The sequence below is a fragment of the Phyllobacterium sp. CCNWLW109 genome, assembly GCF_037203905.1.
GTDB lineage: Bacteria > Pseudomonadota > Alphaproteobacteria > Rhizobiales > Rhizobiaceae > Phyllobacterium > Phyllobacterium ifriqiyense.
On sequence record NZ_JBBCBK010000003.1, the window covers coordinates 792,863 to 806,154 of the forward strand.

At 53.6% G+C, this 13,292-nt stretch carries 12 protein-coding genes; 2 read left to right on the plus strand and 10 right to left on the minus strand.

Features of this window, described 5'->3' with window-relative positions:
* Positions 1-10: 10 nt before the first annotated feature.
* Complete coding sequence (locus V9K92_RS14420; protein WP_337354269.1) at positions 11-883, minus strand: DMT family transporter; 873 nt, start codon at positions 881-883, stop codon at positions 11-13.
* A gap of 229 nt (positions 884-1,112) precedes the next feature.
* On the opposite strand from V9K92_RS14420, the gene V9K92_RS14425 reads away from it, so the two are divergent.
* The gene (locus tag V9K92_RS14425) at positions 1,113-2,267 is read left to right on the plus strand and encodes a fumarylacetoacetate hydrolase family protein (RefSeq protein WP_337354270.1); all 1,155 of its coding nucleotides are present in this window, start codon (positions 1,113-1,115) and stop codon (positions 2,265-2,267) included.
* An 8-nt stretch (positions 2,268-2,275) separates the two neighbouring features.
* On the opposite strand, the gene V9K92_RS14430 is transcribed toward V9K92_RS14425, so the two are convergent.
* The 8 genes from V9K92_RS14430 to V9K92_RS14465 all read right to left on the minus strand — a co-directional run bounded on the left by V9K92_RS14430 (position 2,276) and on the right by V9K92_RS14465 (position 9,800).
* The gene (locus V9K92_RS14430) at positions 2,276-3,217 is read right to left on the minus strand and encodes a phosphatidate cytidylyltransferase (protein ID WP_115054181.1); all 942 of its coding nucleotides are present in this window, start codon (positions 3,215-3,217) and stop codon (positions 2,276-2,278) included.
* Complete coding sequence (locus tag V9K92_RS14435; RefSeq protein ID WP_337354271.1) at positions 3,210-3,866, minus strand: lysophospholipid acyltransferase family protein; 657 nt, start codon at positions 3,864-3,866, stop codon at positions 3,210-3,212. The genes V9K92_RS14430 and V9K92_RS14435 overlap by 8 nt, the downstream gene beginning before the upstream one ends.
* On the minus strand, positions 3,863-4,273 hold the full coding sequence (locus tag V9K92_RS14440; protein WP_337354272.1) for a hypothetical protein: 411 nt from the start codon (positions 4,271-4,273) through the stop codon (positions 3,863-3,865). Before V9K92_RS14440 ends, V9K92_RS14435 begins: the two co-directional genes overlap by 4 nt.
* The gene (locus tag V9K92_RS14445; protein WP_337354273.1) at positions 4,266-5,603 is read right to left on the minus strand and encodes a phosphatase PAP2/dual specificity phosphatase family protein; all 1,338 of its coding nucleotides are present in this window, start codon (positions 5,601-5,603) and stop codon (positions 4,266-4,268) included. Before V9K92_RS14445 ends, V9K92_RS14440 begins: the two co-directional genes overlap by 8 nt.
* Positions 5,600-7,375, minus strand: coding sequence for a bifunctional alpha/beta hydrolase/class I SAM-dependent methyltransferase (locus V9K92_RS14450; protein WP_337354274.1), 1,776 nt, complete (start codon positions 7,373-7,375; stop codon positions 5,600-5,602). Before V9K92_RS14450 ends, V9K92_RS14445 begins: the two co-directional genes overlap by 4 nt.
* 24 nt (positions 7,376-7,399) lie before the next feature.
* A complete protein-coding gene (locus V9K92_RS14455; protein WP_115054186.1) occupies positions 7,400-8,008 on the minus strand; it encodes a CDP-alcohol phosphatidyltransferase family protein in 609 nt (202 codons plus the stop codon).
* Positions 8,009-8,302: 294 nt separating this feature from the next.
* Complete coding sequence (locus tag V9K92_RS14460; RefSeq protein ID WP_337354275.1) at positions 8,303-8,593, minus strand: hypothetical protein; 291 nt, start codon at positions 8,591-8,593, stop codon at positions 8,303-8,305.
* 196 nt (positions 8,594-8,789) lie between these two features.
* Positions 8,790-9,800, minus strand: coding sequence for a DNA topoisomerase IB (locus V9K92_RS14465; RefSeq protein ID WP_337354276.1), 1,011 nt, complete (start codon positions 9,798-9,800; stop codon positions 8,790-8,792).
* Positions 9,801-9,930: 130 nt separating this feature from the next.
* Between V9K92_RS14465 and ku the strand changes: the two genes are divergently transcribed.
* Positions 9,931-10,731: a non-homologous end joining protein Ku gene (ku, locus tag V9K92_RS14470; RefSeq protein ID WP_337354277.1), complete on the plus strand. Its 801-nt coding sequence runs from the start codon at positions 9,931-9,933 to the stop codon at positions 10,729-10,731.
* Here the strand turns inward: ku and ligD are convergent.
* Positions 10,728-13,289 (minus strand): DNA ligase D, encoded by a 2,562-nt coding sequence (ligD, locus tag V9K92_RS14475; protein WP_337354278.1) that lies wholly within the window; start codon positions 13,287-13,289, stop codon positions 10,728-10,730. The genes ku and ligD overlap by 4 nt on opposite strands.
* Between the last annotated feature and the right edge of the window lie 3 nt (positions 13,290-13,292).

The window sequence follows — 13,292 nt, forward strand, 5'->3', positions numbered from 1 at the left end:
GCAGGGATGTTCAACTTAGAATGGGTGCTGGCTTGCTTTTCGACGCGTTGAAAATGATGTGAAGCATGACAGCGCCAAAGACAATGCTGCCGCCAATCAAGGTGCTGCTGCCCGGTATTTCTCCGAATGCGATCCATATCCAGAGCGGAGCGAGTGGCGCGTCCAGCGACCCGATAAGGGCTGTTTCAATGGGTGGAAGATGCTTGGCGCCGAGCGCGAAGAGAGCAACGCCAACCGCGGACACCATCAGTCCAAAGAGGGCGATCAGCAGCAGATTCTGATTGGATACTGCAAGAGCATCGCCAAACGGCCAGCATATGACCGAACTGAACAGGGCAGATAGACAAGTTGCAGGCATGACGGCGATATCTGGATGACGGCGGACAATAATCATGAGGACTGCCATTCCCAACGTCATGCCAAAAGCAAGAAGATCGCCGAAGAGTGTACCTTCAGTGCCCAAGCCGACCATGATGACCACACCAGCGAGCGCGGCCAAGCTGGCCACTATCGCGCGGATTTCCGGCTGCTCGCCCATAACGAGCCAAGCTAGCGTCGCCGCACAGAAAGGAATTGTCGCGTAGATTACCGCCACATGGGCAACGGTGGTTTCCTTGAGTGCATTTATAAAGAAGACCATGCAGATGCCCGACACAATTACAAAGAGCCAGCCCGGCTTGCCGATACGGAAGATTTCTTTCCAATGCTTGCCGCGCTCGGTGATCAAGATCACCACGGCAAGGCCGATAGCACCAAATATGCCTCGCCACGACAGGATGGTCCAACTGTCCAGGGGTATGATTTGGGTGAACAATCCGGCAAGGCTCCAGGCGATTGCAGAAGCCGTTACAAATATCAGCCCCAGCCGGTATGGAGATATCATTCTGGTTGTTCCATCTGTCGTATATCCAAAACAATTAGAGCCGGGTTCGACTGGACATGCAATGAAGCGGCAGCAGCAAACTCACGCCTGCTGACATATCGGTGTCAGCAGATCTGCTTCTGGCAAAGTTTACGCTGCGGCCTTGATTGGCGCAGTCTTGTGCCGCATAAATGATACCAGCCTATCCCCGCCCATGAATTCTTATTGCAAGTCTGAAGGAAGTCGAGCCATGTCCAGTGCAACTGTTCCTGACAAGGGTATTCTACTCGGTAGAGCCAAATTGCCGGGTTGCAACTATCCGCGTGTCATCACTGTGCGTGGGGGGACAGTCTTCGATATAACGAGTAAATCAGCGCCAACGGTTCGCGATATAGCTGAACTGGAAAACCCCGCAGCTTATGTGGCGCAGGCTGAAGGCGTGGAAATCGGCGATATCAACACGATTGTTGAAAACAGCTGGTCGGAAACCAGCAATTCAGGCGCACCGTCTCTGGTATCGCCAATCGATTTGCAGGCCGTGAAGGCTTCAGGTGTTACCTTTGTGGCATCAATGCTTGAACGTGTCATTGAAGAGCAAGCCAAAGGCGACAAGGCAAAGGCGGATTCGCTGCGTTCCGATGTTCTCAATCTGATTGGTGCGGATCTATCACAGATCGTGCCAGGTTCCCCGGCAGCCATGAAGGTCAAGGAAGCCTTGATTGCCCGAGGCGCGTGGAGCCAATATCTCGAAGTGGGAATTGGACCCGATGCGGAAATCTTTACCAAAGGCCAGCCGATGTCGACAGTCGGCTACGGTTCTGATGTGGGTCTCCATCCAATTTCAAGCTGGAACAATCCGGAACCGGAAATTGTGCTGGTGGTTTCGAGTGCCGGGAGGATTGTCGGTGCGACGCTTGGCAATGATGTGAATTTGCGCGACGTAGAAGGTCGTTCGGCACTGCTTCTCGGCAAGGCCAAGGATAATAATGCATCAGGGGCAGTCGGGCCGCTCATTCGTCTTTTCGATGGAGATTTTACAATCGAAACGGTGAAGAACGCCGAGCTCAGCATGCGTGTCGAGGGCACGGATGGCTTTGTTCTGGATGGTGCGTCGAACATGGCCAAGATTTCGCGCACGCCGGAATCGCTGGTGGAAGCGACTATTGGCAGACACCATCAATATCCGGACGGTCTGGTGCTCTATCTCGGTACCATGTTCGCACCGGTCAAAGACCGCGATGGCCCGGGCAAGGGCTTCACCCATAAGATGAATGACGTGGTTTCAATTTCCACGCCGACGTTGGGTACATTGTCGAACCGTGTCAGGCTTTCGACCGAGTGTGCAGCCTGGACTTACGGAACAAGCCATTTATTGCGTGATCTCGCCAAGGCGGATTTGCTCTAGGGTCTGACCTAGGGAACCCAGAAATAGCGAACGATGTGAAAAAAGACCGGGGCGGCGAAAATCAGGCTGTCCGCCCGGTCGAGCATGCCGCCATGGCCTTCAATCATATGGCCCCAATCCTTGACGCCGCGATCCCGCTTGATAGCTGAAGCAACGAGGCCGCCGAAGAATCCCATGATACAGGCAAGACCGGCCATCAGACCGGCTTGAATCACGGTGAATGGTGTCAGCCACGCCAATGACGCTCCCAGCAATGAAGCGCTGATAATGCCGCCGATCAGACCTTCCCAAGTTTTGGAAGGGGAGATTTTGGGCGCAACCTTGTGCTTTCCAAACAGCTTGCCAAATACATATTGCAGCACGTCACTGCCTTGGACTGTGGCGATCAGGAAGGCGATGAGAAGCAGGCCTTTGCCTTCAAAGCCTGGGATCGGCAATGTCAGCAGCGCGGGTACATGACTGATGCAATAGACTGACAGCATGATGCCCCATTGCTGCTCGCTGACACGTTCAAGAAAGCGCTCCGTATCACCGGAAATCGCAGTCAGGGCTGGCATGGCGAGGAAGCAATAAACCGGCACGAAGATTGAGTAGAGGCCGTACCATTCAATCCACAGCAGGTAATATTGGATGGGAATGATAACCAGAAACATGCCGATGAGGATATGATGATCGCCGCGGCGCGTATGGGTAAGGGTCACATATTCGCGTAAAGCCGCGAATGAGACGAAAGCGAACAGGAGGATAACGCCCTGTTTGCCAAACAGGAAGGCGACGGAAATGCCGCCAATCATGATCCACCACGCCTTGATGCGCGAGTTGAGGTTGACCAGTGTGGAGGGCAGAACATCCGCTGTGCGCCGACTTTTCCAGGTCAGCATGGTCGCAATGGCGCTAGCAAGCGTGAGCACGCCGAGCAAGCCGATAAAGAGCCAGACCGTTTCAGCCATGATTAAGCACCTTCTGCCGTTCCGGCGAAAGATCGAGCAGGGATTGGCGTGCTCTCGCGAGGAAATCCTTGCGGTCCTCATTCGGCTCAAGCACTACTGGCGTGCCAAAGACCACGCGACATAGTAGCGGGACTGGCAAAAATGCGCCTTTGGGCAGGACGCGTGACATGTTTTCGATCCAGCAGGGCACGAGTTCAACATCGGGGCGCGCTAGGGCAAGATTGTAAAGCCCCGAGCGAAAGCGCAGCAGCGGTTCCTCCGTCATGTTGCGCGTGCCTTCGGGAAAGACAATCAGCGAGCTGCCTTGCGCAAGTGCATCGAGCATGATGACCATCGGATCATCCGCACGCTCGACCCAATTGCGATCAACCAGCACCGTATTCAGCAAGTCCTTTGCCAGAATGTGCCGCAATTTATTGCGCTTCCAGTAGTCGGCCCCGGCAACAGCACGTGTGCGCTCGCGTTCACGCGGCGGCAGACTGGAAGAAAGCAGGATAAAGTCGCCGTGACTGCAATGGTTGGCGAAATAGATGCGCTGGCGATCTGATGGTGAGCATCCTTGCCAGATTGGACGAACACCCGTGATACCGCGTGCCAGCCCGGCCAGCAGCATTGCGCAGCTTCGTCTCATCATTGCTTTTAAATTCATATGTGCCCCCACAACCCATAGGTTGTAATGCCAGCGAATAGAACAAGAAAAACAACAAATGCAAGATGCAGCTTTAACAAGAGGCGGTTTGTGCCCGCCATTCGCGCATCCAGCATGCGTGTCGCCTGCGGAAACCTTCGCAAATGCAGCTTTGCCAGCAATTTATCCACGGCACGGCAGCCTTCTTCTTCGCTTGGCTTTGAAGCTATGAGCCTGAAAAGAGCGGCTTCAAAAAGCATATAGGCGGCGAGAAACAAGACGATGAAGCCGCTGGCGGCAGTCGCGATATGACCCCATCGCTGCGCTTCGCCAAAAAGAAGGATCAGCATCAGGCAAATAGTGACGATGCCAAAACCCATGCCTTGGCGCTGGAGGCGAGAAGCAAAGGCTGCGGCTCGCTCATTCATGCGGATTTGGCGCTGAAAAAAGCATGTCTTCTGTTAGATGAATGCGCCTGCCTTTGGATGCGACTATCTGGATAGCATCGGCAGCAGTTTTGGCGCCGTCATACTGCATGAGCCACATGGCAATTGCGGCAGCGCTGCGCTGGAAGCCGAGAGCGCAGCAAACAAGAACGGGACCCTTGTTTCGGGCGAACTCTATAGCGTCAGCTGCTCGCTGCAATTCAGCGGATGGCGGTGAAACGAGATCCAGAAGTGGGACTGATTGCCAGTCAACATTTATACCGGAAGGCTTTGCCAGCTCAGCAGTGAGATCAATGATTGTTGCAAATCGCGACTGCTCGTCTCTTCGCGGCAGCCGGCCCAGATGAATGTTCTTGCGAATGGCAACAGAGGCCGTAAGATTGCGTGTCCAGATGCGACTATTGATGATCGCGCCGAAGCGGTAGGGCGCCAGCAGCCATTTGCTGGCAAAAGAAAACGTGCCCTGAAAATTCTTTTGAAAGACATCGGGCCCTGCACCCAAATAGCCAAGAGACACTATTGCGAGTGCAAGAGCTGGCCACAGGCAAAACAGAGATGCGGGCGATGATGCCGTTCCAAAAATGGCAGCTAGCAGAAACAACAGGCTCCCCGCTGCATAATAAGTGCCAATGCGTCGCGCTTTGGTATCATTGGTCAGGCGGAACGCCGCGAGAGGTGAAGGAGCCCGCGCCGGAAAGAGCCATAGCGCAAACAGGCCCAGAAGCAGTCCTGTCGGGATGTCGATGAAATGGTGCTGGTAGGTGGTGAGAACCGAAAGCCCAATCAATGCACACCAGATATGCCAAATCCAGCGGGTGATGCCTGACAGTCGTATGCGCCAATGCGACCAGATAATCGCCAAAAGGGCGATGTGCAGCGATGGCGCTTGATTGAATGGTTTGTCGAAGCCTCCAAGCATATCAAAAAGAAACCCGGCAGCGCCGCTGGTGGCGGGCTTCTGGAAGATTGCGGTCAGTGGGAATGCGATGAAGCAGGCAACGGCGATGAGTTGCACTGTTAAATAGCGTTTTGCCAAACGATCAACTTCAAGTGGGGTGTCGTTGAAAAACAGCGAAAGGCCATAAAACAGATTGATCGACCAATAGGGAAAGATCGTCCATGCAATAAAGGGAATGGCATGTTCCCAGGCAAAGGTGATGTTGGGAACATCTGCACGCTGCGATGCCAGCCAATTGGCAGTTCCGTAACTTGCATAAAACAAGGGCGCAAGACAAACAAGCCAGATCAGTGCCCGTTTGGCGACAGTCTGGTCGAAGCGCCATGCTCCGATGGGTGTGGTTTGTTCCGTCATATGCGTTCGGCGACGCAAACAGTGAAGATGCCCCACTCATCGATGCGCTGGTCAATCTTCCTGAAACCAGCCGCCGCGACCAGTTGATCCATTTCCGCTTGAGTGCGGCGGCGCATGACCCAGGCCTCGCCGCCACGATGCGAAGTGAGCGCTCGTGCAATCATTTCAAGTTGAGGATGCCATGGCTGGTTGGTGTAGATCAGAAGACTGCCAGCCTGCATGGATTTGGCAAGGCCACCAAGCGAGCGTTCGATGAGGGCATTATCCGGAAAAAGCTCGTAGAGACCGGAGACAATCGCCAGATCCGGCGCGGGCTGGATCGCGGCAAGTTTTTCGCCATCAAAAGCGTCAGCCTGATGGAAACTTGCGATCTCTTCCAGCTTACGCTCTGCGATGGATTTCCGCCCGGCATCCACATTAATCGGCGAATAATCCTGCAGCCGGACGCTTGTCAGTTTCAGCGTGGATTTAGCAATCGCATCAAGCACGTAGCGGCCATGACCAGCAGCAATATCGAGAATATTGGTGCTTCGGCCTGCTTGCTGCAACTTTGACAGAGCAGTGTCGATAAGCTCTTCCAGATGCACTTTGCGCTGGCGGATACCTCGCCAGCCGATGGCTTGCAGAAATTGCTTGTCGATTAATTTGCCGCCGGGACCCATGCCACGCGGTTCATTTTCGTAGACATAATCAAGTGTGGAACCGGAATCGAAACCGGTATCAACGCCTGTTTTCAAGCCCTTTGAAAAAAGTGCACTAAAGCGAATGGAGGCGCGATAGAGCGCCCAGTAAAGGCCTTTCAAGGAAAGCAGGTCATGCGGCGATGACAATCTGTCCTGTTCATCGCGGGTAAAACCTGTCTGATGGGCTTTTGTGACATCAAGCGCCTCTGGCTTTACATCAAAACATTCAAGTATGAACCGCCTTGCATGGGCAACGGCGATTGCGCGGTCTTTCTCGCCAAGAGTATCGTGGTAAAAGCCCTTAAGCACATGCCGTTCTTTTAAAGGATGGGCCAGATTCTCGTAGAACCGATGCTGGGGAGAATGTCTGACCACCCAGTCGCTGCCGGAAATAAGCATTTGCGTTGGCACAATGATGGCGCGCGCATCGTTCACAACGCGTTCGGCAGTTGTGTACAGGTCAAGCAATATATTGGAGGCAATAGCGCGAGTGATGAGCGGGTCATTGTCAAATGAGGCAATACACGCTGGATCGTGGGTGAGAAATTTGGCTTTAACGTAAGAGTTTACGAAGAACTGCCCCTTCAGTTTCTGCCAGAGCCAGATGCCTTCACGCGCAAATGGCACATAGAGTTTCACGCTGAAAGCCGGGGATGCGAGCACCAGCGCGCGGATCGGCGGCGCATAGTCATGGACCCATGTTGCCGCCAGAACGGCACCCACTGATTGCGCAATGACCGCGATATCTTTGACTGCAAAGCCACCCGTTTCGCATATATGTTTTACAAAGCTGTCGAGATCGCGGACAGAGGCCGCAAAGGATGGAGAATAACCACGTTCGCCAGGTGAACGGCCATGACCACGGGCATCCCAGGCATAGAATGCGAAGTCACTCAGACCAAGCTCCTCAACCAGATGGGAAACACGGCCACCATGTTCATGCCCCCTGTGCAGAAGGACAATCGCACCCTTCGGCTTTTTGGATTTCGCTGGCCACTTGCGATAGAAGAGCTCGGTTCCGTCGTGGGTGCGAAAGGTAGTTTCCTCGACGCCATCTGTTGCGGGATCAAGAGTTGAGTCAACGGACATGGGTTTGCTCCGGCAGAGGTGATTTCAGGAATTGGCGCGGCGAAGACCGGCGCGGATACGATTTATCATGGTAAAGACAGATAGAAGCGCCATAGCCGGGAAGACCCAGCCAAACCACGAAGGTAGATCAAGACCGCTGCCGATCAAGGCGGCGATAATGCCCAGCGCCAGAGCGCGGTCGCTTTTTCCGAATGGGCCGTCATAGGCGCGGCCACCGCCTGTCATCACCCCCAGCACACCTGCATATTCTGCTATGATTGCGGTAATGGCGAACGCCACAACCTCGACAGGTTCGAAGGGCCATACCAACGTAAACGGCAGTATAAGAGCTACATCCGAAACAATGTCGCCGATCTCATTAAGATAGGCACCAAGCTTCGATGCCTGACCAAATTCCCGCGCCATCATTCCATCAATCGCATTAAGGGCCATGCGAACGAAAAGTACCAAGGGCAACAGCCAGAACAACAATGTGTTATCGGGGAAAAGCGCGATCACAACACCTGTCGCCACGGAGATGAGCGTAGCGGCGACAGTGACCTGATTTGCAGTGGCGCCGATTGCCACAAGACGTCCAACCAAGGGGCGGAGCAAATTCTGAAAAGCCGGTTTTATCGAGTAAAGTGTCGGCATGTAATCACCCCCAATGATTGTATTGAATTTAGCCGTTCAATTGCATGTAGCAGAGAATTTGTTCCAAACCAGTTTTCCGGCTGAAGATATTGGGGGAAGACGGACTAATCTTTGGCGAAAAGGCACTTGAGGCGGTGAAAATGCGAGGGGGAGGGTGAAATAGCCGACCGAGGGCCTCAACGGATGTCGGGGTCCGGATGAATTGTCTGATATGGTCGTTTCAACGTCAGGCAAATATGATTGAATCTTGCTGGCAAGATTCAATCATCGTATGTTCCGTCTGCAGCAGTCTTTTTAATGACGATTCTCGCTTATCACCGATGATGATTTGAAGGCGAAGGGCTTTTGAAAATAGCCCGTTACGGCCAGATGACCGAGTTCACGATTGGCGGCCATTGCCGCCAATTCGTCGACATCTCGAATACCACTGTCAAAGAGCGCCATAACGGTTCTCGCCAATTCGTTGCAGCGGGAATGGGTTTTCGGGCAGCGGTCCAACATTTGCGAAGCCTTGTCGTGTGCTCGCTGCATGACCTCCCAGTCACTGGTTGCAAATATGCGCCTGTCTCTATCTAATAGTGCCATCATACGCCTCCATTGTTGGGCGCGAGCACATATCAAGCGTACGTGGGACACGTCCCTGATGCTCGGCAATCCTGCCAAGCTAAGCGTATTTTCTCACGTCCCGCAAACTGCATTTAATTTGCTTTATCTGTGCGCTACTTACCGCAATGCAAAATTTCCGGCCGAACAGAAAATTTAGCGTGGCCTGTTTTTTCGGTTAAGTGCCAGCTTTCTCAAGGAGGCGCATAAGGCCGGTTTCGGGTCCTGTCAGGCCCTTGCGATGGGGCGCGCGCAGCAAGGAACGATCCAGTTCGCCGGCAAAGAAACTCTCCGTGACCAGGGGATGGACGTAGCTTGAGCGGGTAACCGCTGGGGTATTGCGCAAGAAGTTGCTTACATCGCGCATGGCTGCCGCGACCGCACGTTTTTTCTGCGTATCGGTTTCAGCTTCCACTTCCGCAAGAAATGCCAGTGCGCGTGCAGATCCGTGGAATGTCCGAAAATCCTTGGTGCTAACTTTTGAGCCGGAAACTTCGCGTAAATAATCGTTGAGCTCTTGAGCATGAAGGCTGCGCCATCGTTTATTGTCCTTGTACTGAAACAATCGCCCACGTCGTTTCAGCGCCTTCAAGCGCTTGACGGCAGAGCGATCCGCGATGGAAATCTTGTTCGTTTTCTTTGATTTCCCGGCGAAAATAAAGTTGGCGATATTGCCGTTGATCTTCAAGTCACTGCTTTTGAGCGTGGCAATGCCGCGTCCCCCATCCTTGGCATATTTTTCATGCCCGGCCCGAAAAGCCTTCTTGTCGATGAGCTTTACGGCCAGGGCTGCAAGAGATTTACCTGATGTGGGGGCACGCTGGATGTCACGCGCAATCCGTTTGCGGATTCGCGGCAGTGCTTTGCCGAATGCCAGCAGGCGATGGGTCTTCGTGCTATTGCGGACAGCTTCCCAGTTTGGATGATAGATGTACTGACGCCGCCCAAGGACATCGTAGCCGATGGCCTGAATATGTCCGCAATCGTCGTCGCAGCATAAAACGTTGGTCCAGGCCGGTGGGATAGCAAGGGCGAGAATACGTTCAATATGCTTCTTTGCGGCAGGGCGGCCATCCACGCGAATGTAGCGGGCGCCGTTTTTTGCCGTTTCGCGTTTGAGTGTAAAAGTTTCCGGGTCGACCAGCTTCAATCCCAATTTTTTCGCGTAGTAAGCGTGGTCGAACTGCATATTATCTCCCCTTGTCGCCGGAGTGTAACGCTGATCCGGTCCTGCTGTTCCGCCAGCTGGAAAAAACCATTGCCGGAACAAAATGCAGGATGAATCCGTTGCGTGAAACGTATGGGAAAGGTTTGCGCTCATGGCACCGCGTTCATTCTGGAAAGGTTACCTGAAGCTCTCGCTGGTGACATGTCCCGTCGCCATGGCTCCGGCTACGACCGACAATGAAAAGGTCAAGTTTCGTACTTTGAACCGCAAGACGGGCAACCGCGTCGTCAGCCAATATGTGGATGGCGTTACCGGCAAGGCCGTCGACGAGGATGACGAGGTCAAGGGGTATGAGCGCGGCGAAGATGAATATGTCATGCTCGAAGAGGACGAAATTGACGCCGTTGGTCTGGAGAGCACCCGAACCATTGATATTGAAATGTTTGTCCCGCGCGATAGCATCGATTGGATATGGTATGACAAGCCTCATTATCTGACGCCGGATGATCCCGTCGGCGAGGAGGCTTTTTCAGTAATCCGGGATGCCATGGAAGCAACGGGGCGCGTTGGCATTTCAAGACTTGTCATGTACCGGCGCGAGCGGGCAGTCATGCTGGAACCACGCGGCAAAGGCATCATTTTATGGACGTTGCGATATGGCGACGAGGTTCGCAGTCGCGATGAATATTTTGGCGATACCAAGAATGGCAAGCCCGAGAGCAAGATGATGGCGCTGGTCAAAACCCTCATCGATGAGCGTACCAAGCCTTGGGACCCAAAAATGGTCGATGATCCGGTTCAAGATCGATTGCTTGAGATCATCGCAGCCAAGAAAAAGGGTAAGAAGCGTCCGCTAAAACCCAAGGTCGAGGCCGAGAAGCCGAGCAATGTCATCAATATTATGGATGCGCTGCGCAAGAGCATTGCCAGCGAGGGCAAGAAAAAGAGCTAAGCCTGCTTCTTGCCTCGCGTGGTCTTGGTCTTCTCGATTGGTGCTGCGGCGGCGCGAAAGTCAGCCCAAGGATCGCGTTTGATCGATGCCATTCGGGTCGGCGCGTTCAACACTGTGAAATAGGCAGGGCCGATCCCGGGGGTAAGCTCATCCCATGCGAGCGGCATGGACACGGCCGCGCCGGGCCTTGCGCGTGTGGAATACGGTGCTACCGCAGTCATGCCTCGTTGGTTGCGCAGATAATCAATGAGTATTTTGCCTTTACGCTTCGACTTGGTGATGGTCGAAACATATTTATCAGGACTGTCGGCTGCCATACTGTCTGCAATAGCTTTGGTGAAAGCCTTTACATCGGGCCAATTTGCTTTGGGCTTGATTGGCGAGACGACATGCAAGCCCTTTCCGCCAGATGTCTTGACGAAGGCGGCCAGTCCAGCCTGCTGTAACCGGTCGCGGGTTTCATAAGCTCCGGCAATGACTGTTTCCCAATCCACACCTTCGCCCGGATCAAGATCCATGATGATCATATCCGGGTGCTCCCAATCCGCCACGGTCGAGCCCCACGGGTGGATTTCAAGAACTGCGGATTGGACCAGACCGATCAAACCATCGAGATCATTAATGCTGATCAGGGGCTCGTCATCCTTGTCCTTTGGATCCTTGACCAGCGTGATATTGGGGTTCAGCCCTTTCCACGCATGTTTCTGGAAGAAAGCCTGTCCATTTATACCCTCAGGACTGCGCAGCAATGCCAAGGGCCTTTTGGTGATGAATGGCTCGATATATTTCCATATATCGGTGTAATAATCGGCGAGACCTTCCTTGGTCACGCCTTCCTCTGGCCAGTAAATGCGATCCGGATGGGTGAGTCTCACGGTGCGCCTCTTAGGTTGAGATTGTGAAGTGACTGCGGATTTCGGTATTTCCCGCACCACATCGGTTGGCACTTTATCTTCCCGCAAACCGCGAAAAGCAGCATGACGCAGGTTACCGTCGCCGGTCCAGGCACGGAACTCCACCTCGGCAACAAGCTGTGGTTTGGTGTATCGGACCTTTCTTGACGCATCAGCACTCAAGCGCTCGGCAAAGGGACTTTCCGGGGAGCGAATGCGCTCAAGCCGTTTGAACAGGTCTTCTGCCACGGCGACGCTATAGCCTGTGCCAACGCGGCCCACATGCTCGAGCTTCTTACCATTATAGACGCCCATGACCAATGAACCGATGGCTCTGCGGGAAGTTGTTGAAGGGACGTAACCAGCAATGACAAACTCCTGCCGCGACGAACATTTTGCCTTCATCCAGCTTTTGCCGCGCCCGGAACGATAAGGGCCGTCTCGCAATTTTGAGACAATGCCTTCGAGGCTAAGACGGCAAGCATGACTGAGGACGGTGGCACCATTTTCGTTGAAGTGACCGCTGTAGCGAATGGGGTCCGTTGAATTGGCCGCGAGTTGTTCCAGCATTGCCTTGCGCTCAATGAGCGGAAGTGCGCGTAGATCATAACCATCGAGATAGAGCAGATCGAACACGTAGAATATAAAACGGTCGGTGCGACCTTCGCTCAAATCGTTTTGCAATGAGGAAAAGTCTGATGCGCCAGCAGAGGTTTCGACCACCAGTTCGCCGTCAATCATCGCTGTACCTATCGGCAAATCCTGAAATGCGCCGACAACCTCTTTGCCAAACTTCTTTGTCCAATCGAGGCCGGTGCGCGTGAGCAGTTTAACGCGTCCGGCTTCAATGCGCGCTTGGAGGCGATAGCCGTCATATTTTATCTCATGAATCCAGCGGTCTCCCTCCGGCGGTTTTGCGGTTAGCGTTGCAAGAGTGGGTTCGACGAATTCGGGAAGCGGAGCCTTTTTGGCACCTTTAACATCTGAAGGGTCTGGCACATCGGGTTGGACAAGCTCTGTTTTTGCGGCTTTTGCAGTTTTGGATTTTGTTGGTTTCTTCTTTTCAATTTTGCCCGTCTTGGATGACCAGCCGGGTTCTTCCCCCGCCACAGCGGCAAGGTCACGACCGGTCTTCACAGAATTGGGCTGTTCTTTCAAAATATCGGGATCTTTGGAAGTACGGGCCACATCGTCGTCACCCTTGATCAGCAGCCAGTTTTCGCGTTTTTCGCGCGGCCTTCCATGCATACGTACAAGATGCCAGCGTCCCTTCAGTTTTTCGCCATGCAACTCGAATTCCAAATGGCCTTTGGCATAACCGCGTTCGGGATCATGGATGGGCTCCCATGTGCCGCGATCCCACACGATGACAGTACCGCCCCCATATTCGCCTTTTGGGATTGTGCCTTCGAAATCGCCATATTCGAGCGGATGGTCCTCGACATGAACCGCCAGCCGCTTTTCCGTTGGTACAAGGCTTGGGCCCCGTGTCACTGCCCAACTTTTCAAAACGCCATCCATTTCCAGACGTAAATCATAATGCAGCCGCGTGGCGTCATGTTTATGTATGACAAAGCTGTTTCCGGCTTTGCGAGCTTTGCGTCCTTTAGGCTCCGATGTTGTGTTGAAGTCGCGTTTCTTGCGGTATGTTTCAAGCGCAACCATGGA

Bases quoted from the DNA above. Each gene is read 5' to 3' on its own strand.
- V9K92_RS14435 (WP_337354271.1), bottom strand. From the start codon at position 3,866: ATGAATTTAAAAGCAATGATGAGACGAAGCTGCGCAATGCTGCTGGCC.
- V9K92_RS14450 (WP_337354274.1), bottom strand. From the start codon at position 7,375: ATGTCCGTTGACTCAACTCTTGATCCCGCAACAGATGGCGTCGAGGAA.
- V9K92_RS14425 (WP_337354270.1), top strand. From the start codon at position 1,113: ATGTCCAGTGCAACTGTTCCTGACAAGGGTATTCTACTCGGTAGAGCC.
- V9K92_RS14445 (WP_337354273.1), bottom strand. From the start codon at position 5,603: ATGACGGAACAAACCACACCCATCGGAGCATGGCGCTTCGACCAGACT.
- V9K92_RS14430 (WP_115054181.1), bottom strand. From the start codon at position 3,217: ATGGCTGAAACGGTCTGGCTCTTTATCGGCTTGCTCGGCGTGCTCACG.
- V9K92_RS14440 (WP_337354272.1), bottom strand. From the start codon at position 4,273: ATGAATGAGCGAGCCGCAGCCTTTGCTTCTCGCCTCCAGCGCCAAGGC.
- V9K92_RS14465 (WP_337354276.1), bottom strand. From the start codon at position 9,800: ATGCAGTTCGACCACGCTTACTACGCGAAAAAATTGGGATTGAAGCTG.
- ku (WP_337354277.1), top strand. From the start codon at position 9,931: ATGGCACCGCGTTCATTCTGGAAAGGTTACCTGAAGCTCTCGCTGGTG.
- V9K92_RS14420 (WP_337354269.1), bottom strand. From the start codon at position 883: ATGATATCTCCATACCGGCTGGGGCTGATATTTGTAACGGCTTCTGCA.
- ligD (WP_337354278.1), bottom strand. From the start codon at position 13,289: ATGGTTGCGCTTGAAACATACCGCAAGAAACGCGACTTCAACACAACA.
- V9K92_RS14460 (WP_337354275.1), bottom strand. From the start codon at position 8,593: ATGGCACTATTAGATAGAGACAGGCGCATATTTGCAACCAGTGACTGG.
- V9K92_RS14455 (WP_115054186.1), bottom strand. From the start codon at position 8,008: ATGCCGACACTTTACTCGATAAAACCGGCTTTTCAGAATTTGCTCCGC.